At 73.1% G+C, this 23,959-nt stretch carries 16 protein-coding genes; 7 read left to right on the top strand and 9 right to left on the bottom strand.

What is annotated here, in order from left to right:
* Positions 1-13: 13 nt before the first annotated feature.
* On the bottom strand, positions 14-3,220 hold the full coding sequence (locus ACZ67Q_RS09910; protein WP_471178827.1) for a tetratricopeptide repeat protein: 3,207 nt from the start codon (positions 3,218-3,220) through the stop codon (positions 14-16).
* A gap of 370 nt (positions 3,221-3,590) precedes the next feature.
* The gene (locus ACZ67Q_RS09905) at positions 3,591-4,094 is read right to left on the bottom strand and encodes a hypothetical protein (RefSeq protein WP_471178824.1); all 504 of its coding nucleotides are present in this window, start codon (positions 4,092-4,094) and stop codon (positions 3,591-3,593) included.
* An 89-nt stretch (positions 4,095-4,183) separates the two neighbouring features.
* On the opposite strand from ACZ67Q_RS09905, the gene ACZ67Q_RS09900 reads away from it, so the two are divergent.
* Entirely contained in the window at positions 4,184-6,217 is a 2,034-nt protein-coding gene (locus ACZ67Q_RS09900) for a thioredoxin domain-containing protein (protein WP_471178821.1), read from the top strand.
* 678 nt (positions 6,218-6,895) lie between these two features.
* Positions 6,896-8,077 carry a glycosyltransferase gene (locus ACZ67Q_RS09895; protein ID WP_471178819.1) on the top strand — a complete coding sequence of 394 codons (1,182 nt, stop codon included), beginning with the start codon at positions 6,896-6,898 and terminating at the stop codon, positions 8,075-8,077.
* 14 nt (positions 8,078-8,091) lie between these two features.
* Here the strand turns inward: ACZ67Q_RS09895 and ACZ67Q_RS09890 are convergent, their stop codons facing one another.
* From ACZ67Q_RS09890 to trhA, 3 genes are all read right to left on the bottom strand, one after another.
* Positions 8,092-8,820: a Mut7-C RNAse domain-containing protein gene (locus tag ACZ67Q_RS09890; RefSeq protein ID WP_471178816.1), complete on the bottom strand. Its 729-nt coding sequence runs from the start codon at positions 8,818-8,820 to the stop codon at positions 8,092-8,094.
* Positions 8,821-9,017: 197 nt separating this feature from the next.
* The gene (locus ACZ67Q_RS09885) at positions 9,018-9,647 is read right to left on the bottom strand and encodes a TetR/AcrR family transcriptional regulator (RefSeq protein ID WP_471178814.1); all 630 of its coding nucleotides are present in this window, start codon (positions 9,645-9,647) and stop codon (positions 9,018-9,020) included.
* A 72-nt stretch (positions 9,648-9,719) separates the two neighbouring features.
* Positions 9,720-10,469 (bottom strand): PAQR family membrane homeostasis protein TrhA, encoded by a 750-nt coding sequence (gene trhA, locus ACZ67Q_RS09880; protein WP_471178811.1) that lies wholly within the window; start codon positions 10,467-10,469, stop codon positions 9,720-9,722.
* Between the two features lie 290 nt (positions 10,470-10,759).
* On the opposite strand from trhA, the gene ACZ67Q_RS09875 reads away from it, so the two are divergent.
* From ACZ67Q_RS09875 to ACZ67Q_RS09865, 3 genes are all read left to right on the top strand, one after another.
* The gene (locus ACZ67Q_RS09875) at positions 10,760-12,580 is read left to right on the top strand and encodes a phosphoenolpyruvate carboxykinase (GTP) (RefSeq protein WP_471178808.1); all 1,821 of its coding nucleotides are present in this window, start codon (positions 10,760-10,762) and stop codon (positions 12,578-12,580) included.
* Positions 12,581-12,877: 297 nt separating this feature from the next.
* Positions 12,878-14,914 carry a calcium-binding protein gene (locus ACZ67Q_RS09870; RefSeq protein WP_471178805.1) on the top strand — a complete coding sequence of 679 codons (2,037 nt, stop codon included), beginning with the start codon at positions 12,878-12,880 and terminating at the stop codon, positions 14,912-14,914.
* Between the two features lie 160 nt (positions 14,915-15,074).
* The gene (locus ACZ67Q_RS09865; protein WP_471178803.1) at positions 15,075-16,805 is read left to right on the top strand and encodes an Ig-like domain repeat protein; all 1,731 of its coding nucleotides are present in this window, start codon (positions 15,075-15,077) and stop codon (positions 16,803-16,805) included.
* Positions 16,806-17,006: 201 nt separating this feature from the next.
* On the opposite strand, the gene ACZ67Q_RS09860 is transcribed toward ACZ67Q_RS09865, so the two are convergent.
* Positions 17,007-17,435, bottom strand: coding sequence for an SCO4983 family protein (locus tag ACZ67Q_RS09860; protein ID WP_471178801.1), 429 nt, complete (start codon positions 17,433-17,435; stop codon positions 17,007-17,009).
* 99 nt (positions 17,436-17,534) lie between these two features.
* Entirely contained in the window at positions 17,535-18,746 is a 1,212-nt protein-coding gene (locus ACZ67Q_RS09855) for a pyridoxal phosphate-dependent aminotransferase (protein WP_471178798.1), read from the bottom strand.
* Between the two features lie 126 nt (positions 18,747-18,872).
* Here ACZ67Q_RS09855 and ACZ67Q_RS09850 point away from each other — a divergent pair, with 126 nt between their 5' ends.
* Both ACZ67Q_RS09850 and ACZ67Q_RS09845 read left to right on the top strand, forming a co-directional pair.
* A complete protein-coding gene (locus tag ACZ67Q_RS09850; RefSeq protein WP_471178796.1) occupies positions 18,873-19,907 on the top strand; it encodes a hypothetical protein in 1,035 nt (344 codons plus the stop codon).
* Between the two features lie 268 nt (positions 19,908-20,175).
* Positions 20,176-21,021 carry a S1 family peptidase gene (locus ACZ67Q_RS09845; RefSeq protein WP_471178793.1) on the top strand — a complete coding sequence of 282 codons (846 nt, stop codon included), beginning with the start codon at positions 20,176-20,178 and terminating at the stop codon, positions 21,019-21,021.
* 22 nt (positions 21,022-21,043) lie between these two features.
* On the opposite strand, the gene ACZ67Q_RS09840 is transcribed toward ACZ67Q_RS09845, so the two are convergent.
* Positions 21,044-22,654: an N-acyl-D-amino-acid deacylase family protein gene (locus ACZ67Q_RS09840; RefSeq protein ID WP_471178791.1), complete on the bottom strand. Its 1,611-nt coding sequence runs from the start codon at positions 22,652-22,654 to the stop codon at positions 21,044-21,046.
* Positions 22,655-22,664: 10 nt separating this feature from the next.
* On the bottom strand, positions 22,665-23,930 hold the full coding sequence (locus ACZ67Q_RS09835; protein WP_471178788.1) for an amino acid deaminase: 1,266 nt from the start codon (positions 23,928-23,930) through the stop codon (positions 22,665-22,667).
* Between the last annotated feature and the right edge of the window lie 29 nt (positions 23,931-23,959).

The following is a 23,959-nucleotide window of genomic DNA, read 5'->3' as shown; positions in this document are numbered from 1 at the left end:
CCGGCGGCTGCGGTCAGTTCTCCGTCGGGACCCGCACCCCCATCACCTCACGGGCGTGGCGGTCCGGAGTCATGCCCAGGCGCCAGGCCTGCCAGCCCGCCTCCAGGGTGATGCCGCGCTCCAGCAGCAGCTGGTACGCCTCCAGGTAGTCGTCCAGTTTCCCGTCCCGGCCCGGATGGGTGGCACGGGCCAGCTGGGACAGCTCCTCCTGCGCCACCGCCGTACCGACCTCCACACCGCCGGGAGCGGCGTACGGCAGGAGAGTGCAGCGCAGGAAGCGCGCCCAGTCCTCGCCGCGCCGGTCGCCGTAGGAGGCGAACAGGGCGGCGGCCTCCTCGCACAGCGCCAGCGCCTGGGGCGTGCGCGCGTTGCCCGCGTCCACCACCGCCAGCTCCAGGCACGTCCATGCCTCGCCGTGGGCGACCCCGATGCGCTGGAAGTCGGCGCGGGCGTCCACCAGCAGCTGCCGGGCGAACCCGGAGTTGCGCAGGCTGCCGGTCTGCGCCGCCCGCTGGTCCCGCGTGACCCGCGCCGAGTGGTGCCGGGCGCACGCCAGGCCGTACACGTCCCGCATCCGGGAGAACATCGTCCGGGCCCGTTCCAGCTCGCGTACCGCGCGGTCCAGGTCGCCGGTCTCCTCCAGCGCCTGGCCCAGGTAGTACAGCGTCCACGCCTCGCCGCGGGCGTCCTCGTTGTCCCGGTGCCGGGAGGCCGCCCGGCGCAGCGCGTCCACCGCCTCGGCGGCGTCCCCGTCGACGAGCCGGGCCCGGGCCAGCTGGGTCATCGCCCATGCCTCGCCGCGCGCGTCGCGGGTCCGGCCGTACAGCTCCAGCGCCCGGCGCAGGTCACCGTCCGCGCGCGGTACGTCGCCCATGCGCAGCCCCAGCTGACCGAGCTGGAAGTGGGCCCACGCCTCGCCGTGCACGGAGCTGCCCTCGCGGTGCAGCACCAGGGAGCCCTCCAGCAGGGCCAGCGCCTCGGCGAGCCGGCCCCGGTCGCGTTCGACGGCGGCGAGCGCGTGCATCGTCCAGGCCCGGTCCGTGGCCAGGTCCGGGGGCGCCTGCATCTGAAGCGCCTCGCGCAGCTTGGCGGCGGCCTCGGTGAGGTTGCCCTGGTGGTGCAGGGTGATGCCGAGGGAGCACAGGGCGCGCGCGGCGCCCGCGTCGTGGTGCGCCTCCAGGTACAGATCGACCACGGACGTCAGCGTGGTGCGCGCCTTGTCCAGTTCGCCGAGCTGGCGGGCCGCGATGCCGGTGCGCCACTGCACGGAGCGGATCAGCAGGCCCTCGTCGACGCTCTGCGCCAGTTCGCTGATCTCGCCGAGCCGGTACAGGTCGCCGCGCAGCAGGCAGTAGTCGCACAGCGCGCCCAGCAGGTTCAGCACGGCGCGCTGGTCGACGCCCTCGGCGTGCCGGAGCGTGGCGGTGATGAAGCTGGACTCGTCGTCCAGCCAGCGCAGCGCCTCGTCGAGCGAGGTGAAGCCGTGCGGGCTGAACCGGTCCGAGCGGGTGGAGACGTTGCCGTCGACCAGTCGCAGCACGGAGTCGGCGAGATCGGCGTAGCTGAGGATGAGCCGTTCCTGCGCCGCCGTGCGCTCGGCGGGGTCCTCCTCGTCCATGAGACGGGCCTGCGCGAAGGCGCGCACCAGGTCGTGGAGCCGGTAGCGGTTGCCGCGCACATGGTCGATCAGGCCCGCCCGGGCGAGGGCGGTCAGATGCCGGGTGGCCTCCGTGCGGTCGGTGGAGAGCAGAGCGGCGGCCGCGGCCGCGCCGAGGGAGGCCCGGCCGGCCAGCGCCAGGCGGCGCAGCAGCCGCCGCGGCTGCTCGTCGAGGTCGGTGTAGCGCAACCACAGGGCCCGCTCGACCGGTTCGACGGGGCCGTACGCGCCGAGGTCGCCGGCCAGCTGCCGCGGTGAGCGCGGGCCGAGCGCGGAGCCGGCGATGCGCAGCGCCAGCGGCAGCGCGCCGCACAGCTGCCGGATCCGGTCGGTGGACTCGGCGTCGTACGGCCCGGAGCTGTCCTCGGCCGTGGCGCCGAGCAGCTCCTCCGTGCCGGCCGCGTCGAGCGCCTCGACGCTCACGTGGTGCACCCAGGCGTCGAGGCCGGCGGGCAGCTGGAGGGGTTGCCGGGCGGTGACCAGGACGAGGCTGTCGGAGTGCTCGGGGACCAGGGCGCGCACCTGCTCGGGGTCATCGGCGTCGTCCAGGATCACGGTGACCGGCACTCCGGTCAGATGCCGGTGGTAGAGCTCGCCGAGCCGCTTGATCTGCTGGTCGGGAGAGGAGCGCTCGCGGAAGAGCAGTTGCTCGCGGGGCGCGCCGAGCCGGTTGAGCAGATGCAGCAGCGCGTCCCGGGTGGGCAGCGGCGGCTCGCCCGCGCCGTCCCCGCGCAGGTCGACCACGCACGCCCCGCGGAACTGGTCGCGCACATCGTGCGCGGCGCGTACGGCGAGGGTGGTGCGGCCGCTGCCGGGCACGCCGTGCAGGACGACGACGGTCGGCTTGGTCCGGGTGCCGGCCCGGGCCGCCTGCACCCACTGCCGGATCCGCGCCAGCTCCGCCCGCCGCCCGGCGAAGGGTCCGTCCGCGTCCGGGAGGTGGCCGAAGGACTGCTCCAGCGCCGTACGGCCGCGGGCGGCCGCGCTCTTGTCGGCGCCGCGCAGCTGCGGGCCGGCCGTTTTGCCGACCGGGCCGGTGGAGGCGGCCAGCACCCGCTGCTGGTCCAGGAACGGACGGATGCCGCGCACTTCGAGCGCCGTCAGCCACTGCAGCCGCAGCTGCTCCGGGCCGCCGGGCTGGCCGACGGCACCGGCGCGGTGGTGGGCGGCGGGCAGGTGCGCGCCGGCCGCCTTGACCACGGTCGCCGCGGCGCCGACCACACCGGCGGTCACGCCGGCGCCGAGGGCGGTACCGGCGCCGGTGCCCAGGGCCAGGTCGGTGACCCCGGCGGCGACCGCGGCGACGGCCGCCACCAGCAGGGGAGTTGTGCCGCCCTGCTGGGCGTAGCGCTGTCTGAAGCCCAGCCGTCCCGCCTCGGACTCGTCCAGGGCCCGGGTGTAGGCCGCGTACTCCTCGCCCGCCGTCCGTGCCATGGCGTCCAGCGAGGCGCGCGCCCGCCCGAGCAGCACCTGGCCGTCGGTGCGCCCTCCGGAGCGCCGTACCTCCTCCTCCACGGCCCGGGCCAGCAGCCGCTCGGCCTCCGTGCGGTGCGCGTCACGCATGCCTCGTCCCCCTCCGACGGCAACTCCCTTGCCCACGAGTGTCCTTCGCCTCGGCCGTGAGCGCGAGGGGTGGTGCCGATCACGCGCGGGTCCGGCCGCGGCCGGACCGGTCGCGGCCATCACACGGGACCGCACCACCACTGCGGCGGGCCGCACCACCACCACCGCACCGGGCCGCACCACCGCACGGGACCGCATTGCTGCGGCGGCGCCGCACCACCACCGCACCGGGCCGCACCACCGCACGGAACCGCACCACCGCGGCAGCCCGCATTACCGCATCGGGCCCCACCACCGCGGCGGGCGGCACCACCGTGGCGCGCGCGGTGCTACCGCCGGCAGGCCGCAGCGCCGCCGCCGCCCGTGCGGGTCACGCGGCCGGTGGTCCGGGCGGCGGCATCTGCGCGTACAGCGCGGCCAGATGGGGCCACCAGTCGCCGTCCTCCTCCAGCCGCTGCCGCAGGACGGGACTGTGGGTGAGCACGTGCAGGGCGTAGGAGCGCCAGGGAGCCATGCTCTCGCTGTCGGGCAGCTTCGCGTGTCCGTGCAGGCCCAGGCCCAGTACGTCGGCGAGCAGCTCCGCCATGGTGATCACCCGGCGCCGCTCCTCGCGGTCCCGGGGACAAGGTTCGTCGTCGTAGAAGTAGCCGAGCAGGTCCCGGTCGAGCAGTTCGAGATGCAGCTCCCGCAAGGCGGCGAGGACGGCCTGGTTCGCGGTGACCGCGGCCTCGCCGTTGCCCACCCTGGCCTGCTCCACGGCCGCCCTGGTCTGCTCGGCCAGGAAACGCGTCTGCTTGATCAGCAGCCCGACGCTGACGGCCGACACCCCGAAGGCGAGTGCGGCGATCCAGGCCGACCAGTCATCTGCTGACATGTGCACGCCCCCCCTTGCGTCGGCCAGCACGATACGGCAGGACCTCGTGATGCGCGCCCCGCTCGGGGTACTGCGGCAGGATGGACACCATGCCGAACCGACTGGCGCATGAGACGTCCCCGTATCTCCTCCAGCACGCCGACAACCCGGTCGACTGGTGGCCCTGGTCCACCGAGGCCTTCGAAGAGGCGCGCAAACGGGGCGTCCCGGTGCTGCTGAGCGTCGGGTACAGCAGCTGCCACTGGTGTCACGTCATGGCGCACGAGTCGTTCGAGGACCAGGCCACCGCCGACTACCTCAACGCGCACTTCGTCAACGTCAAGGTCGACCGCGAGGAACGCCCCGACGTGGACGCCGTCTACATGGAGGCGGTGCAGGCGGCCACCGGGCAGGGCGGCTGGCCGATGACCGTGTTCCTCACCCCCGACGCCGAGCCGTTCTACTTCGGCACCTACTTCCCGCCCGCGCCCCGGCACGGCATGCCGTCCTTCGTGCAGGTGCTGGAGGGCGTGCACCAGGCGTGGACCGACCGCCGCGAGGAGGTCGCCGAGGTCGCCGGGAAGATCGTGCGGGACCTGTCCGCGCGGGAGATCTCCTACGACGCCGTCGACGCGCCCGGCGAGCAGGAGCTGGCGCAGGCGCTGCTCGGGCTCACCCGGGAGTACGACCCGCAGCGCGGCGGGTTCGGCGGGGCGCCGAAGTTCCCGCCGTCCATGGTGATCGAGTTCCTGCTGCGCCACCACGCGCGTACCGGCTCCGAGGGCGCCCTGCAGATGGCGCAGGACACCTGCGAGCGGATGGGCCGCGGGGGAATCTACGACCAGCTCGGCGGCGGCTTCGCGCGCTACTCCGTCGACCGGGACTGGACGGTGCCGCACTTCGAGAAGATGTTGTACGACAACGCCCTTCTGTGCCGGGTGTACGCCCATCTGTGGCGTTCCACGGGCTCCGAACTCGCCCGCCGGGTCGCCCTGGAGACCGCCGACTTCATGGTCCGCGAACTGCGCACCACCGAGGGCGGGTTCGCCTCCGCGCTCGACGCCGACAGCGACGACGGGACCGGCAAGCACGTCGAGGGCGCGTACTACGTGTGGACGCCGCAGCAGTTGCGCGAGGTGCTCGGCGAGGAGGACGCCGACGTCGCCGCGCAGTACTTCGGCGTCACCGAGGAGGGCACGTTCGAGCAGGGCTCCTCCGTCCTGCAACTCCCGCAGACGGAGGGTGTGTTCGACGCCGGGAGGATCGACGGCATCAGGCAGCGGCTGTTCGACGCCCGCGCCCTGCGGCCCGCTCCCGGCCGGGACGACAAGGTCGTCGCCGCCTGGAACGGCCTCGCGATCGCCGCGCTCGCCGAGACCGGCGCCTACTTCGACCGTCCCGACCTCGTCGACGCCGCGCTCGGCGCCGCCGACCTGCTGGTCCGGCTGCACCTGGACGACCACGCCCGGCTCGCCCGCACCAGCAAGGACGGACGCGTCGGCGCGCACACCGGCGTCCTGGAGGACTACGCCGACGTCGCCGAGGGCTTCCTCGCGCTCGCGTCCGTCACCGGCGAGGGCGTGTGGCTCGACTTCGCCGGCATCCTCCTCGACCACGTGCTGGCCCGCTTCGTCGACCCGGGGACCGGCTCCCTGTACGACACCGCCGCCGACGCCGAGCAGCTGATCCGCCGGCCGCAGGACCCGACCGACAACGCGACGCCCTCCGGCTGGACCGCCGCGACCGGCGCGCTGCTGAGCTACGCCGCCCACACCGGATCCGAGCCGCACCGGGCCGCCGCCGAGAAGGCCCTCGGCGTGGTGAAGGCGCTCGGCCCGCGCGTACCCCGCTTCATCGGCTGGGGCCTCGCCGTCGCCGAGGCCCGCCTCGACGGCCCGCGCGAGGTGGCGGTGGTCGGCGCCTCGACCGACGACGCGGCCGCCCGCACCCTGCACCGCACGGCGCTGCTCGGCACGGCTCCGGGCGCGGTCGTCGCCTACGGCACCCCCGACAGCGACGAGTTCCCCCTCCTCGCCGACCGCCCCCTCAGGGACGGCACCCCGACGGCCTACGTCTGCCGCAACTTCACCTGCGACGCCCCGACCACCGACCCGGACAGGCTGCGAGCGGCCCTGAGCGGCTGAACGACGCCGACGGGGACGCGGGCCGGCCGGAGCCGCGAACGACGCGGACGGGGCCCGCTCGCGGCCCGCGGGCGGCCTGAAGCCACGTACCGCGTACGGCGCCGGGGCCGGGGCGACCGCGCCCGTTCGAGGGGGCTGGGTGGGGGTGGCTGCGTGAGCTCGCGGCGCGGGCCGGGTCGGCCGAAGCCGCCCCCACCGCGTGCGCCGTGCCGGCCAGGGTGACCGCACCGGCCGTCGCTGCGGGCGCGCGCGGCGAGGGCAGGTCGGCCGGAACCGCGTGCGGCGGCGCGCCGGGGTGACCGCGCCCGGAGCGCCCGCGCCGCAACGCACGCGCGTGCGGCGCCGTGCCTGCTTGCGTCGCGCTCGGCATCGAGCCACGCCGCACAGCAGGCCGCCGCGGCGCGCGCGGCGCCGGGCCCCGCGGCAGTCGGAAGCCGTCCGGCGGTGCACGCGCGTGCGGGTGCGTTGCCCGGGCGTCGGGGGGTGTTCATCTGGGACCCATCAAGAGGGCCCTCGGGCGTCAGGGGCCGCCGTTAGCTTCGGCGGCTGGGCGCGATGGAAGTGACCGCTGTCGCGTACCGGGGGTTCAGGGACTCGGGAGATCGCCCTGCCCAAGGGCGAGCTGCCGTACGTGCGGCCACGGCTCGCTCCTCCTCACGACGACCCGGGAGGCGTCCGATGACCCACGAGTACACCGTGCCCGCCCCTGATCTCGGCGCGGCCGAGCTGCCCGAGCCCGGCGCCGTCACGATCGTCGTACCGACCTTCAACGAGTCGGCGAACATCCGGCAGCTGCTGCACCGCATCACCGAGTCGGTGCCCGCGCGGCTGCCCTGCGAGGTCGTCTTCGTGGACGACTCCACCGACGACACCCCGCAGGTGATCGCCGACGCGGCCCGCGACTGCCCCTTCCCGGTGACCGTGCTGCACCGCGACGAACCGGCCGGCGGGCTCGGTGGTGCGGTCGTGGAAGGGATCAAGGCGGCCGGCGCGGACTGGATCGTCGTCATGGACGGCGACTGCCAGCACCCGCCGCACCTGGTGCCTGAGCTGGTCGCCACCGGCGAGCGGACCGGTGCCGCCCTCGTCGTCGCCTCCCGCTACACCGCCGGCGGCAGCCGGGCCGGACTCGCCGGCGGCTACCGCGTGGCCGTCTCACGGGGTGCCACCTGGCTCACCAAGGGTCTCTTCCCGCGCCGGCTGCGCGGCATCAGCGACCCCATGAGCGGCTTCTTCGCCATCCGCCGCAGCGCCGTCACCGCCGACGTCCTCAAGCCGCTCGGCTACAAGATCCTCCTCGAACTCGCCGTGCGCAGCCGCCCCGAGCGGGTCGCCGAGGTGCCGTTCGTCTTCGAGGAGCGCTTCGCGGGCGAGTCCAAGTCGACGGCCCGCGAGGGCCTGCGCTTCCTGCGCCACCTCGCCGGACTGCGCACCGACGCACCGCTGGCCCGCATGATCGGCTTCGGGCTGATCGGGGCGAGCGGCTTCGTGCCCAACCTGGCCGGACTGTGGGCGCTCACCGCGCTCGGCGTGCACTACGTCCCGGCGGAGATCGTCGCCAACCAGTTCGGCGTGGCCTGGAACTTCCTGCTCATCGAGCACCTGCTGTTCCGCGAGCGGCGCGCCCACCGCCGCTGGTGGGACCGGCTCGGCCGGTTCGCGCTGCTCGCCAACGCCGACCTGGTGCTGCGCATCCCGCTCATCGCGCTGTTCGTACGGCACCTCGGCATGGGCCCGCTGACCGCGACCGCGCTCGCGCTGGTCACGACGTTCGTCCTGCGGTTCGTCGGCACCGAGGCCCTGGTGTACCTGCCCCGCCGCCGCTCCGGGCGACGTGACCCGCAGACCAGCCGCGACTGAAGTCGCCAGGGCGTTCAGCCGCGGCTGAACTCGGCCAGGGCGCGCTCCACGATGGCCTCCAACTGCTCGTGGTGGGCGCCCTTCCAGTAGGCGCGCCCGCACTCCCGGCACTGCGCGAACACGTCGTACGTGCGGTGCGTGCCCTGTTCCAGCTGGTCGGCGACCTCCTCCTTGGTGGCCCGGCGCAGCAGGCCGTTGCACGCGGTGCACCGGGTCCAGGGCCGCAGTTCGGGGCGGAAACGGTCGAGTACGTCGCGGAGCTGGTCGTCGGGCCGGGTGCTGTAGACGAACGCGCCCGCCCACAGCTCGCGGCGGCGCAGCAGCCCCCGGTCGCGGCTGAGCATCACCCGCTGCTCGGCGGCGGAACGGGCGGAGAGCGCCGGGTCGCCGATGTCCGTGGACTCGTACGCCGTGTCCACGCCGAGCAGACGCAGCCGGCGGGCGAGGGTGCCGAGGTGCACGTCGAGCAGGAAACGCAGCGGGGCGCCGGGGACCTGTTGGGGGCGTTCGACGGCGTGGACCGTGACCCGGTCGCCCGGCGCGGGGACGTACGACACCGGAACCTCATGGCCGTCCACGGCCAGCGCGCCGACCTCGGTGAGCGGAACGCCGAGCGACTCCACGACATGGCCGAGCGACGAGACGCCGTCGACGGGAGCGGCGGCGGCTCCCCGGCGCCGTGCCTGCGGGACGAACAGATGCAGCTCGGGGGCGAACTCGACGTGGATCTCGGCTGTGTTCACCTGGTCAGGATGGCATGGAGGGCGCGGACGCCTCCTGCGGATTTCCGGCGACGGCCGCACCACGGACTGGGCGTGCCCCGTACCCCGGGCCGGGCGATGCGGCGGCGCGGGCCGGGCGATGAGCACACGCGAGCGGGGGGCGGCGGGCGGACCCCGACGGGCCTCGGCCGGATGCGGGCCCGCTCCGGCGCCGCACCTCAGCCCGCGCGCGCCGGCAACCCGTGTTCCAGGACGTCGAACGCGCGGTCGACGAGGGTCGTGAGGTCGGCGTGGAAGCCGTTCTCGGCCCAGTGCAGGGACGCCTCCATCAGGCCGCCCATCAGGGACGTCGCGAAGACCCGTACCTCCAGGGCGTCCGGGGCGAGGCCGGTGCGCTCGGCGAGTGCCCGGCACAGCAGCCGGCCGGTGGTGGAGGCGTTCTCCATCATGCGGGCGCGCACCGCCGGCACCTCGGCCATCAGCGCCGTCCGCAGGCGGGTGAGCTCGGGTTCCTCGCGAAGCCCTGTGCCGACGGCCGTGTGGATCACCGACCGCAGGGACTCCATCGGCGGCTCGTCGAGCGGACGGGCCCGCAGCTGTTCGAGCAGGATCGCGTCGTACTCGTCGGTGAGGACGATGTCCTCCTTCGCCGGGAAGTAGCGGGAGACGGTCGACGGGGAGACCTCGGCGCGCTCGGCGATCTGCTCGACCGTCGTGGCCTCGTAACCCTGCTCGCGGATCAGCCCGTAGGCGGCGGCGCGGATCGCCCGGCGGGTCTTGGTCTTCTTGCGCTCACGCAGCCCCGGTCGCGGGCGGTCGGCGGGGGTGGGGGAGGGTGCGGCCGTCATGGTCGCCATTGTCGGACACGGCCCGCGGGCGGGAGCGGTACCCGCGCCACGGGCCGTGGCCCGGACGTCACGTCAGGCGTGCTGGTACGCCACCAGCGAGATGCCCACGTAGTGGGTGATGAACGCGGCCAGGGTGAAGGAGTGGAACACCTCGTGGAAACCGAACCAGCGCGGTGACGGGTTGGGCCGCTTGATGCCGTAGATCACGCCGCCGGCGCTGTAGAGCAGGCCGCCGACGACGACCAGGACCAGCACGGCGATGCCGCCCGCGCGCATGAACTCCGGCAGGAAGAAGACGGCGGCCCAGCCCATCGCGATGTAGCAGGGGGTGTAGAGCCAGCGCGGCGCGCCGACCCAGAAGACGCGGAAGACGATGCCGGCGGCGGCCGCGGCCCAGATGCCCCACAGCAGCCACCGGCCCTTGGCGCCGGGCAGCAGCAGCATGGTGAGCGGGGTGTAGGTGCCCGCGATGATCAGGAAGATGTTGGCGTGGTCCAGCCGGCGCAGGATGCCGTCCATGCGCGGGCTCCAGTTGCCCCGGTGGTACAGCGCGCTCACGCCGAACAGCAGGCAAGCCGTCAGGGCGTAGATCCCGCAGGCGATGCGGCCGCGTGGGGAGTGGGCCAGGGCGGTGAGGACGAGGCCGGAGACCAGGGCGGCCGGGAACATGCCCAGGTGCAGCCAGCCGCGCAGCTTGGGCTTGAGCGGCTGGGCGAGCGAGTGGGCGAGCTGGTGTGCCATCGAGGGCACGGAGGAGTGCGGGGCGGGACCGCGGCCGGCGGCCTGCGCGTCCGTGGGCGCGTCGGAGGCGGACGGAGTCATGGGCCGCATGGTACCCACGCAGCCGTAAGTCAGGCGTCAGCGCGGGTCATGGACTGGGGCGGGCAAAAAGTCCTTCAGGTTAAGTCAAGACGCACACAAAGGGAACGTAAAGCCGCCGGATAACCGTGGCATTCCTCACGCCGCTCACCTGTGAGGCCCCCTGGACATATGGGCGGTCGTGTCGGATACGATCAAATGAGTGCGGTCGGCACCGGATGAGCAGCGCACAAGCGTCCGGGTCGCAGCCCCCACGGGGCCACAAGGACAAAATCCCTCACTTAGGAGCAACCGTGGCGCGCGACAACTCGGCTTCCAGCGTTCCCACCAACCATCAGGAACTGATCTCGTGGGTGAACGAGATCGCCGAACTGACGCAGCCGGACAACGTGGTCTGGTGTGACGGATCCGAGGCCGAGTACGACCGCCTCTGCGAGGAACTGGTCGCCAAGGGCACCTTCAAGAAACTCGATCCGATCAAGCGCCCGAACTCCTACTACGCGGCCTCCGACCCGACCGACGTCGCGCGCGTCGAGGACCGCACCTTCATCTGCTCCGAGAAGGAGGAGGACGCCGGCCCCACCAACCACTGGAAGGCCCCCGCCGAGATGCGGGAGATCTTCAGCGGTGAGAAGGGCCTGTTCCGCGGCTCCATGCGCGGCCGCACCATGTACGTCGTCCCCTTCTGCATGGGCCCGCTCGGCTCCCCGCTGTCCGCGATCGGCGTCGAGATCACCGACTCCGCCTACGTCGCCGTCTCCATGCGCACCATGACCCGCATGGGGCAGCCGGTCCTCGACGAGCTGGGCGAGGAGGGGTTCTTCGTCAAGGCCGTCCACACCCTCGGCGCCCCGCTGGAGCAGGGCGAGCAGGACGTTCCGTGGCCCTGCAACTCCACCAAGTACATCTCGCACTTCCCCGAGTCCCGCGAGATCTGGTCCTACGGCTCCGGCTACGGCGGCAACGCCCTGCTCGGCAAGAAGTGCTACGCCCTGCGCATCGCGTCCGTCATGGCCCGCGACGAGGGCTGGCTCGCCGAGCACATGCTGATCCTGAAGCTCACCCCGCCGCAGGGCGAGTCCAAGTACGTCGCCGCCGCCTTCCCGAGCGCCTGCGGCAAGACCAACCTCGCCATGCTGGAGCCCACGATCTCCGGCTGGACCGTGGAGACCATCGGCGACGACATCGCCTGGATGCGCTTCGGCGAGGACGGCCGCCTGTACGCGATCAACCCCGAGGCCGGCTTCTTCGGCGTCGCGCCCGGCACCGGTGAGCACACCAACGCCAACGCGATGAAGACCCTGTGGGGCAACGCCGTCTTCACCAACGTCGCGCTCACCGACGACGGCGACGTGTGGTGGGAGGGCATGACCGAGGAGGCCCCGGCCCACCTCACCGACTGGAAGGGCAACGACTGGACGCCCGCCTCCGAGACCCCGGCGGCCCACCCCAACGCCCGCTTCACCGTGCCGGCCTCGCAGTGCCCGATCATCGCGCCCGAGTGGGAGGACCCCAAGGGCGTGCCGATCTCCGCGATCCTCTTCGGCGGCCGCCGCGCCTCCGCCGTGCCGCTGGTGACGGAGTCCTTCGACTGGAACCACGGCGTCTTCCTCGGCGCCAACGTGGCCTCCGAGAAGACCGCCGCCGCCGAGGGCAAGGTCGGTGAGCTGCGCCGCGACCCCTTCGCGATGCTGCCGTTCTGCGGCTACAACATGGGCGACTACATGGCCCACTGGGTCGACGTGGCCAAGGACAAGGACCAGTCCAAGCTGCCGAAGATCTACTACGTCAACTGGTTCCGCAAGAACGACGAGGGCAAGTTCGTCTGGCCCGGCTTCGGTGAGAACTCCCGCGTCCTGAAGTGGATCGTGGAGCGCCTGGAGGGCAAGGCCGAGGGCGTCGAGACGCCGATCGGCATCCTGCCGACGAAGGACGCCCTGGACACGGACGGCCTGGAGCTGGCCGACAAGGACCTGGACTTCCTGCTCACCGTCGACAAGGAGGTCTGGCGCGAGGAGGCCGCTCTTGTCCCCGAGCACCTGAACACCTTCGGCGACCACACCCCGAAGGAGCTGTGGGACCAGCACCGCGCTCTGGTCGAGCGCCTGGGCTGAGCCCCTTCCAAGACCCCGCGGCCGGCTGAACCGACTGTGCCCTGACCAACTGCATCGTCACGGCCGGCCGCGGAGCACACCGGCGAGGCAGCGCACAACGGCGTGCGCGGCCCCGGGCCTGCCGTCCCCGCCCCGTCCGCCCCGACGACGGCGGAGACGGCAGGCCCTCGCTGTCTCACCCGCCTTCCCCCGGTTTCCCTCCGCCTGTCACCCAGCGGAGTGCATTCGCAGGTCCGGTGGGCGCAACACGGCTCGTGGCGGCCGTCACTCTGTGCGACCGGCGAAACGCTGTCGCACATGTTCACCTTTCATGTGCGACCGGCGGGGCGCCGGACCGACGAGCGCCGCCGGCCGTCCCTGCCGGCCCGGGCCGGGACCGTGGTGGCCACCGTTCTCGCGCTCGTCGTGACCCTGCCCGGCACCGCGGTCGCCGCCCCGGGGGACCTCGACCCGTCCTTCCACGGCGACGGCAAGGTCCTCACCGACTTCGGCGGCAACGACTACGGCAACGAACTCGCCCTCCAGTCCGACGGGAAGATCGTCACCGTCGGCGGCGCGGCGGGCGCGGCCGGGGACACCGACTTCGCGCTGACCCGGCACAACCCCGACGGCAGCCTCGACCCGTCCTTCGGCGGCGACGGCAGGGTCACCACCCCCGTGGCCCCCGCGGGGCTCGACGACTGGGCCGACTCCGTCGCGGTGCAGTCCGACGGCAAGATCGTCGTCGCGGGCACCGCCTGGCGCGACGTCGAGGACTGCTGCTCGTTCGTGGTCGCCCGGTACAACAGCGACGGCAGCCTGGACACCGGCTTCGACGGCGACGGCATCGCGATCGCCGACCTCGCGTCTCCCGCCGAGGCGCTCGACGTGGCGATCGACTCGAGCAACCGGATCGTCGCCGCGGGCTACACCGGCGGCGAGGTGGCGGTGGCCCGCTTCAACGGCGACGGCACGCCCGACGCGAGCTTCGGCGGCAACGGCGTGGTGACCGCCGACCCGGCGCCGGGGTCGCTGGAGGAGGGCGGCGACGGGCGGGCCCTGGCGTTGCAGCCCGACGGGAAGATCGTCGTCGGCGGCGAGGTCGGCACCACCCGCTTCGACTTCGTGCTGATGCGCTTCAACGGCAACGGCAGCCTCGACACCGGCTTCGGCACCGGCGGCATCGCCCGCACCGACTTCGGCGGTTACGAGTCCGTCGAGTCGCTGGCGGTCCAGGGCGACGGGCGGATCGTCGCGGCCGGCTCCAGCGACGACAAGTACGCGCTGGCCCGCTACACCGCCAACGGCACCCTCGATGCGAGCTTCGACGGCGACGGCCGGGTCGTCACCCCCGGTGGCAATGCCTACGACGAGGTGCTGCAGCCGGACGGCCGGATCGTCGTCGTCGGCGGGACGAGCGGCGGCGACTTCGGCGTCCTGCGCTACAACACCAACGGTGCTCTGGACTCCGGGTTCGGCAACGGCGGCCAGGTGACCACCGACTTCGGCGGTGGCGACGTGGCCCGCGGCGTCAAGCTCGACTCCTCGGGCCGGATCGTCGCCGCCGGCCAGGGCGGCCCGAACGCCGACTTCGCACTGGCCCGCTACCAGGGCGGCGGCACCACCCCGCCCCCGCCGCCCCCGGCGAGCGCCGACCTGTCGGTGGCCAAGACGGGACCCGCCTCGATCACCCTGGGCGACCGGGCCACCTATACGGTCCGGGTGACCAACGCGGCCGGCTCCACCGCGACCGCCACCGGCGTCACGCTGACCGACACCCTCTCCGGGACCGGCGCCACGCTGGTCTCGGCGACGACCGCGCAAGGCAGCTGCACCACCACCGCCACCAGCGCCACCTGCGCGCTGAACACCCTGGCGCCGGGCGCGAGCACCACCGTCACGGTGGTCGCCGAACCCCGCACCATCGGCACGCTCACCAACACCGCGCGGGTCACCGCCACCGAGACCGACCCCGCCACCGGCAACAACACCGCCACCGCGACGACCGGCGTGGCCAACACCCGCGGCTGCACCATCGTCGGCACCAGCGGCGCCGACACGCTCACCGGCACGGCCGGCAACGACGTGATCTGCGGCCTCGGCGGCAACGACACGATCCGCTCGAGCAGCGGCGCGGACACCGTCTACGGCGACTACGGCAACGACGCCGTCGACGGCGGCACCGGCAACGACACCCTGTACGGCGGCCCCGGCAACGACAACGTCTACGGCAACTACGGCTCCGACCGGGTCAACACCGCCGACGGCGTGGCCGGCAACGACACGGCCAACGGCGGCCCGGACTTCGACAGCTGCACCACGGACACGGGCGACACCCGCATCAGCTGCCCCTGACCCCGCACTTCCCCTCGCAGGCGGGCCCCGCACCTCGGTGCAGGGCCCGCCTGACGTCGTCGCGCCCCCTTGCTCACACGATCTTCACCCCTGTTTCATGGACGGGCAGGCGCCTCACCGGGCTCGGTGAGGCGCTCAAGTCACTCTGTGGGGGGCACAGTTGAACAGAGCACACCGGACCGGACGGCTCGCGTCCACGGTCCTCGCCGCCGTACTCGCCGGCACCGGCCTCACCGTCGCCGTGGCGCCCGCCGCGCACGCGGCCGCATCCGACGTCGTGGCCAAGCTGCCGATCTCGTCGTTCTCGGCCCTGGCCGTCGACAACGTGCACCAGCGCGTCTTCGTCGCCGACCGCAACATCGACTACTACCTCAACTCCGGCACCATCGCCGTCTACGACTTCGGCGGTGAGCGCCTCACCACGATCACCACCGACCGCAACCACGTCTCCGGGCTCGCGGTCAGCGACGACGGCAGCACCCTCTACGTCGGCCTGCGCGAGCGCATCGAGACCTACGACACCGTCACCTACCAGCGCACCTCCGCCGCCGTCGCCTCCACCGACACCTGCGGCCGCGACGTCGCCCTCTCCGGCGGCCAGTTGTACTTCACCACGCCGTACGCCCAGTGGGCCTCCGAGTGCCCCACCGCGCAGACCGACCTCGACTCCCTCGCGAACGGCTACACCCGCACCGGGTGGACCGACTCCGGCCGACTGCTGCTGAAGGCCGGCCCCGGCGACCGGATGCTCATGGGCCAGCCGCTCAACGCCAAGGCGGCCGACCCCTTCGTCACCGTCTTCGACACCGGCAACGGCACCCTGGTGCGCAACGCCGCCCGCCGCTTCGCCGACGCCGACGGCAAGGGCGCCCTGAACCTGCAGGACATGGCGTTCTCCGCGGACGGCAGTAAGGTCGCCCTCGCCGACGCCGCGTACGGCACCCGGCTGCTCAACACCGGCGACCTGTCCGACGCGGGCACCGGATACCAGCCCCTGCCCGACGGCGCCACCGCCAGCGCCGTGGCCTTCGGCGGGGACGGCAAGTACATCGCGCGCGGCGCCGCCGCCACCGGTACCACCCCCGACCTGCTCGTGCAGCCCGCCGACCCGGCCGACTCCACGGCCCCGCTGGAGTTCGCCTTCGAGGGCAGCCTGGACGGCGACCGTGTCGCGCCGCGCGGCCTGCAGTGGTCGGCCGACGGATCCCGGCTGTTCGCGGTCACCACCAACGCGGCCGGGACCCAGTACTGGCTGCACGTCATCCAGCCGCCCGCCGTCCAGTACGACGTCCGCTTCACCGGCGGCCTCACCCACAGCCCCGCCCAGGCGGTCGCCGGCGAGCCCCTCGCCGTACGCGGACAGCTGGAGTGGGACGGCCCCGCGCCCGGTCAGCCGCTGAAGGTGACGGCGACGCGCACCGACGCGAACGGCACCCACGACCTGGGTACCGTCACCGTCAAGGCGGACGGCACCTTCACCGTCCTCGACGAGCCCGACCTGATCGGCGACGCCACCTACACGGTGTCCTTCCTCGGCGACCTGACGCACCGCCCCGCCGACGGCCTCACCACCACCGTCTCCGTCGGCAAGGCCCCCACCTCGATCGCGCTGACCGCCCCCGCCGAGGCGAGCCAGGCGGGCGGGGTGCACATCACCGGCACCTTCACCGCGCAGGGCAAGACGCTGCCGGAACGGGCGACGCTGAAGGTCGAGCGCACGGACCGCCTCGGCAGCGGCGTCCTCAGCTCGGTGACCGTCGCCGCCGACGGCACCTTCTCCATCGACGACCTGCCGCGCGCCCGCCGCAACGTCACCTACACCGTCAGCTGGCCCGGCGACACCCTCCACCTGCCGTCGACGGCATCGGCAACGGTGTACGTCACACGCTGACCCGTCATCACCGGCACGCCATGCCGGCCTGGGGGCGCGGGGAACTGCGCGACGAGCCACGACGGACCCGCACCCGCAAAAGATCACAAGCCCCTGCGGCGAGTCACGCGGCGAAAGCGAACGCAGTGAAGTGGCTCCCGGTCCGCGCGTCGCTGCAATGGCACGCGGACCGGGGCCGATCAGGGGGAGCCCCCGGAGGGCTCAGTGGGACGCCAGCTCGCGCGGCTCCAGCGCCGCGGCGTGGAAGTCCATCTGCTGGGCGGCCAGGATCGCCGCGGCCGTGTCGGCCCGCGACGCGGCGACGACGAGAGCGCGTCCGGCGAGGGTGTGCGCCCGCTCGTGCAGGGCCCGGGCCTCACCGGCGCCCGCATCCGGCACGGCGCGCACCGGCGCACCGCTTCCCCGCAGCCGGGCCACCTGCTCGGCGAGCCGCTCACCGGCGGCGTCCAGGTCGTTCGAGGGCGTCAGCGCCCGCAGCTCGTCCGTGACGGCGAGCAGGGCGGCGAGATGGCCCGCGAGCTGGAACTCCAGCTCCTCCTCGCGGGAGCGGTGCGGGAAGTCCGAGGGCGTGCCGGCCATCGTGCTGTGGACGGACCGACTGGAGGAAGTGGTGCGGATCGGTTCGTACATGGATGGCCTCCCAAGTGCTTCAGGAAGCCATCCTAGCTTAGATATTGTCTAAAGTTGAGTCGTTCGCAAAAGCGGACGCCGTGCACACCCAGGGTGACGTCAGTGCTGGCCGTATCCGTCGAGGAAGCGCCCGATGCGCCCCACCGCGTCCCTCAGGTCGGTCACCGACGGCAGGGTCACCACCCGGAAGTGGTCGGGTTCGGGCCAGTTGAAGCCGGTGCCCTGCACCACCATGATCTTTTCGCGGCGCAGCAGGTCGAGAACCATCCGCCGGTCGTCCTTGATCTTGAAGACCTTGGGGTCGAGCCGCGGGAAGAGGTACAGCGCGCCCTTGGGCCGTACGCAGGTCACGCCCGGGATCCGGGTCAGCAGCTCGTACGCCGTGTCGACCTGCTCCTTCAGCCGGCCGCCCGGCAGCACCAGGTCGTTGATCGTCTGCCGTCCGCTGAGTGCTGCGACCACACCGTGCTGACCCGGCATGTTGGCGCACAGCCGCATGTTCGCGAGGATCGTCAGGCCCTCGATGTAGGAGTCGGCGTGGGCGCGCGGCCCGGAGATCGACATCCAGCCGACCCGGTAGCCGGCCACCCGGTACGCCTTCGACATGCCGTTGAAGGTGAGGGTCAGCAGGTCGGGGGCGACCGCGGCGGTCGGGGTGTGCGTGGCGCCGTCGTAGAGGATCTTGTCGTAGATCTCGTCGGAGCAGACCAGCAGGTTGTGCCGGCGGGCGATGTCCGTGAGCCCCTTGATCACGGCCTCGTCGTAGACGGCGCCCGTGGGGTTGTTGGGGTTGATGATGACGATCGCCTTGGTGCGGTCGGTGACCTTGCGCTCGACGTCGGCGAGGTCCGGCATCCAGTCGGACTGCTCGTCGCAGCGGTAGTGCACGGCGGTGCCGCCGGACAGGGACACGGCCGCCGTCCACAGCGGGTAGTCCGGCGCGGGGACGAGCACCTCGTCGCCGTCGTCGAGCAGTCCCTGCATCGCCATCACGATCAGCTCGGAGACGCCGTTGCCGATGAAGACGTGCTCGACGTCGGTCTCGATGCCGAGGGTCTGGTTGTGCATGACGACGGCGCGGCGGGCCGCCAGCAGCCCCTTGGCGTCCCCGTAGCCGTGCGCGGTGGAGACGTTGCGGAGGATGTCCTCCAGGATCTCGGGCGGGCACTCGAAGCCGAAGGCGGCCGGGTTGCCGGTGTTCAGCTTGAGGATGCGGTGACCCGCCGCCTCAAGCCGCATGGCCTCCTCGAGAACCGGGCCCCGGATCTCGTAACAGACGTTGGCGAGCTTGGTCGACTGGATCACCTGCATGTCAAGGAGCTTACGGCCGCATAACGCGCCATGGGTGGTGTTTTCCGCCACGTGAGACGAGGCGGTTTGACCGGATATCGCCGCCGACTGTCCCACAGGCCTCTTGCGTCCCTACAATTCGCGCCCATGTCCAGCCAGGGTCAGTACGGAAGCGGGGCGCACGACGCGCCGCAGGGACCGCCGAACGTGTATCACCCGAACGCCGCCCCCGCCCCCGCGTACGACCAGTACGCGGACCCGGCCATCGCCCATGGCTGGCAGAACGAGTACGACGCGACGGCCCCCCTGCCGCAGGTCCCGGGCCCCGTCCCCACAGCCGGATCCCGCCCCGACGGCGCCTGCGGCGACGGCGGGCCGTACGACGAAAGCGGCACCTACGGCGCCGGCGGGGCCTATGGCGACGGCGGCACTTACGGCACCTACGACAGCGGCGCGCCGGGATGGCAGGGCGTCACCGGCGTGGCCGTGAACGCCGGGGCCTACGGCGACGACGGCGCCGGCTGGCCGACCACGACCGGCGCCGCTCCGGCGGCCGGGTGGGAGGCTGCCGCCGAGGGGGACCAGAACCCTGCCTGGGAGGGTGCCGCCGACGGGGGCCAGAACCCCGCGTGGGCCGGTGACGCCGGTGACGGTCCGGAGGCCGGCACCCCCTCCGGTCGCGCGGGCAGCCGTGCCGCAGCCCGGCGGGCGGAGCGCGAGCGGGGCGGCGGCCGGCGCCGGGCGGCGATAGCCGTCGGCGCGCTCACCGCCGTGTCCGCCGCTGCGCTGCTCGCCGCGTTCTCCTTCTCCGGCTCGCCCTCCGACGGCACCGAGAGCCGCCAGGATCCCGCCCCGACCGCGACCGATGACTCTCCGGGCGCGGCGGGCGACTCGGACGACTCGGACGGCACCGGTGAGGCCACTCCGGCGGCGTCGGCCGAGGCGACGGACGCGGCCCCCCAGGCTCCGGCGCCCGGCACCACGAGCACCCCGACGGCCGCCTCGCCGACCTCGAAGACACCGGCGACCGGTGTGGGCAGGACCGGCTCACCGACGCAGTCGCAGTCCCCGACGCCCACACCCACCCCCACGTCGACGTCCCCGGTCCCCACGGCGTCGCCTTCCGGCACCCCCTCAGGCAAGCCCGGCCACGGCCCCGGCGGCCCCAAACACCCGAGGTAGCCGAGCCCTGCGCGCCGACGCCCACGGCAACTCCCGCAGGGACGCGGGGAACTGCGCGACCAGCCACCCACCCCCCGGCACCCGGCACACGGCAGACCCTGCTCCCACGCCACCCCCCCGCAGCCCCCGGTGGGGTCACGCAGGGAAACCCCTATGGCTCAAACCCGCACCTTGTTCCCCCCGCACCACGGCGATCACAATGCGCATGACAATTGAGTGGGCGACCGGAAGAACTCCGGTCGCCCCCGTCGTAAGAGGGGACCCCCACATGAAGAAGCCTCTCGTCGCCGCGCTGTTCGCGCTGGCCGTCACCGCAGCCGGCGCGGCACCCGCGATCGCCGCTCCCGAGCGGAGCGCCCCCGCACCCACGCCCACGCTCAAGGCCGTCGACTTCGCCGGTACCGTCGCGCTCAGCAACTGCTCCGGCTCCGTCATCCGCTTCCCGGCCTCCCAGGACACCGACCCGGCGCTCGTGCTGAGCAACGGTCACTGCCTGGAGACCGGCTTCCCGGCGCCCGGCGAGGTCATCGTCGACCAGCCCTCGTCCCGCTCCTTCACCCTGCTGAACTCCTCCGGCCGGGGCGTCGGCACGCTGCGCGCGAGCAAGGTCGCGTACTCCACGATGACCGACACGGACGTGACGATCTATCAGCTGACCCGCACCTACGCGCAGATCAAGAGCACCTACGGCATCAACGCGCTCACCGTCCAGGACACCCACCCGGTCGCCGGCACCGCCATCAAGGTCGTCTCCGGTTACTGGAAGCGGACGTACTCCTGCAACATCGACGGGTTCGTGTACCGGCTGAAGGAGGGCGACTGGACCTGGAAGGACTCGGTCCGTTACACCTCCACCTGCAACACCATCGGCGGTACCTCCGGCTCGCCCGTGATCGACACCGCCACCGGCAAGGTCGTCGCCGTCAACAACACCGGCAACGAGGACGGCGAGCGGTGCACGGAGAACAACCCGTGCGAGGTCGACCAGAACGGCAACGTCACCGTCCATCAGGGCATCAACTACGCCGAGGAGACCTACCAGATCCCCGCCTGCTTCGGGATCGGCAACAAGCTCGACCTCAGCCGCAGCGGCTGCGTCCTGCCCAAGCCGTAGTCGCACGGGCGGGCCGGTGCGCTCAGAGGGCTGTCCTGCGCACCGCCCGCCCCGCCAGCACGTCCGTACGGCGCCCGTCCTCGATCACGAACCGGCCGTCGACCAGCACGTACGGGATGCCCGTCGGCAGCCGGCGCGGCTCGCCGTAGGTCGCGCCCGCCGCCACGGTCGCCGGGTCGAAGAGGACCAGGTCGGCCCGGTGACCCTCGCGGACCAGACCCCGGTCCGGCAGACGCAGCCGGGCCGCCGGGCGGCCCGTGAGATGCGCGACGCACTCCTCCAGTGACAGCACGCCCAACTCCCGCACGTAGTGGCCGAGATAGTGCGGGAAGGTGCCGTAGGCCCGGGGATGCGGCTTGGTGCCCTGGAGGATGCCGTCCGAGCCGCCGGTGTGGACGCGGTGCCGCATGATCGCCCGCACGTTCTCCTCGTGGCCGACGTGCTGCAGGATCGTCGTGGCGAGCCGGTCGGCCGTCAGCAGCCGGCGGGCCACCGTCCACGGCTCCTCGCCGCGCCGGGCGGCCGCCGCGCGGACCGTGTGGCCGACGTACGGGGCGAGCGACGGGTCGCCCGCCCCGGAGATCTCGATCGTCTCCCACTCCACCGGCACCCCGTGGCAGCCGTCCGAGCCCTCCACCTCCAGATGGCGGCGGATCCGCTCGGCCGTGTCGTCGTCCGCGAGCCGCTTCAGGACCGCCTCCGGGCCGCCCTCGCTCGCCCAGCTCGGCAGCAGCGCGGCCAGCGTGGTCGAGCCGGGGGTGTAGGGGTAGGTGTCCAGCGTGATGTCCGCGCCCGCGGCCAGCGCGTCGTCCAGCAGCGCCAGCAGCTGCGGCGCGCGCCCCTCGTTCACGCCGAAGTTCATGGTGGCGTGCGCGAGATGCAGCGCGCAGCCCGCCTGACGGGTCAGCTCCACCATCTCCGCGTACGCCTCGAGCGCGCCCGCGCCGTAGGAACGGTGGTGCGGGCAGTAGTAGCCGCCGTAGCGGGCCACCACCCGGCACAGCTCGGTCAGTTCGGCATCCTCGGCGTACATGCCCGGGGTGTACGTCAGACCCGACGACAGCCCGACCGCGCCCTGCTCCAGCCCCTCCGCGACCAGCTGCCGCATGCGGTCCAGTTCCCGCGGCGTCGCCTCGCGGTCCTCCCAGCCGACGACCAGCGCCCGCACGGTTCCCTGCGGGATCAGATAGGCGGCGTTGACGGCGATGCCGCGGTCGAGGCGGTCCAGGTACTCGCCGACCGAACGCCAGTCGAAGTCGATGTCGTCGCCGGGGCCGTTCCAGCCGGCGATGGCCCGGCGGACCTCGCCGAGGGTGCGGTCGTCGACCGGCGCGTACGACAGGCCGTCCTGCCCGAGGACCTCCAGCGTCACGCCCTGGGCGGCCTTCGCGCTGTGGTCGGGGTCGCGCAGCAGCGCCAGGTCGCTGTGGGCGTGCATGTCGATGAAGCCGGGGGCCAGGACCAGCCCCTCCGCGTCCAGCTCGCGCATGGCCTGCGGACGCTGGCACCCGGCGGCGGCCGCCTCCTTGACGATGGACACGATCCGGCCGTCGTCGATCACGACGTCGGCGCGGTAGGAGTCGGCGCCGGAACCGTCGACGACGTCCGCGTCCCGGATGACGAGGTCTTCCACGCCGGCCTCCCTAGAAGAACGTGCGGATGTAGTCGACGACCGTGCCGTCCGCCTCGGCCACCGGGATCAGCGGCCACTTGTCGAACGACGTGCACGGGTGCGAGAGGCCCAGGCCCACCCAGTCGCCGACCTCCAGCTCCGCCCCGGGGGCGGTACGCAGCCAGGCGTGCTGGTCGGACAGGCCCGTCACCTCGATCCCGGTCGCCGGGCGTTCGTCACCGTTCCGGCGTACCACCTGCGCCACGGGCAGGTCCAGGTCGTACGCCGCGTCCCGCTTGCCCGCGTTGACGAAGGCCTGCTCGGGCGAGGGGCGGGAGACGACCTGCGTCCACAGCCGGAACGCAGGCTCCAGCGCACCCTCCTCGGGGACCCGGTTGAACGGGGTGAGGCGGCGGTAGTGGCCGTCGTCGTGCGAGACGTACGCGCCGGAGCGCAGCAGCTTCAGCACCGGCGCGGACAGGCCGGGGATCTCGGCGAACACCTCGGCGACCGCGTCGAACCAGGCGCTGCCGCCCGCGCTGACCACGATCTCGTCCAGTCCCGCGAACCGCCCCGCCTTGTCGAAGTCGACGGCGAGCGCCACCAGCCGCCGCAGCCACGCCGTCACCCGCTCATGGCTCGCCTGCGGCACCTCGCCCTCGTACCCGGCGACCCCGACGAGCCGCAGCGTGCGTACGGCCGCCACCGCGTCCGCGACGGCCGCGCACTCGGCCTCCGTGCGCACGCCGGTGCGGGCACCGTCCCCGGCGGCCAGCTCCACGACGACGTCCAGGGGGCGGGCGGCGCCCGTGAGTGCCGCGTCCATCAGCCCGACGCCGCGCACGGAGTCGACGTAGCAGACGACCCGGAAATCCGGGTCGGCGTCCTGCTGTGCGGCGATCCAGCGCAGGGCCGCCGGGTCGACCAGCTCGTTGGCGAGGAACACCCGCCCGGTCCCGAAGGCCCGCGCCACCCGCACCTGGTGCGGCACGGCGAGCGTGATGCCCCACGCGCCGTGCTCGATCTGCCGCTGGAACAGCTGCGGCGCCATGGAGGTCTTGCCGTGCGGCGCGAACGCGAGACCGTGCCGGGCCGCGTACGTCTCCATCAGCTTCAGGTTGTGCTCGAGGCGCTCGGCGGACAGCGCGAGCACGGGTGTGGCGAAACCGCCGGTGAACAGGTTGCGGCGCTGGGCGGCCAGCTCGCCCACGGTCAGGCCGTCCGCGTCCGGCGGGAGGCCCTTGAAGCGGTGGTCGACCCGGTCGTCGGCCAGGCGAGCGAGAGCGTCGCTGCTCATGAGAGCCTCCCTGATCAGGTGCGTTGCAC

It is taken from the genome of Streptomyces sp. NPDC036813 (assembly GCF_055609245.1).
The sequence above is the reverse complement of the archived record's forward strand: the minus strand, read 5'-3'. Positions and strand labels throughout refer to the sequence as shown.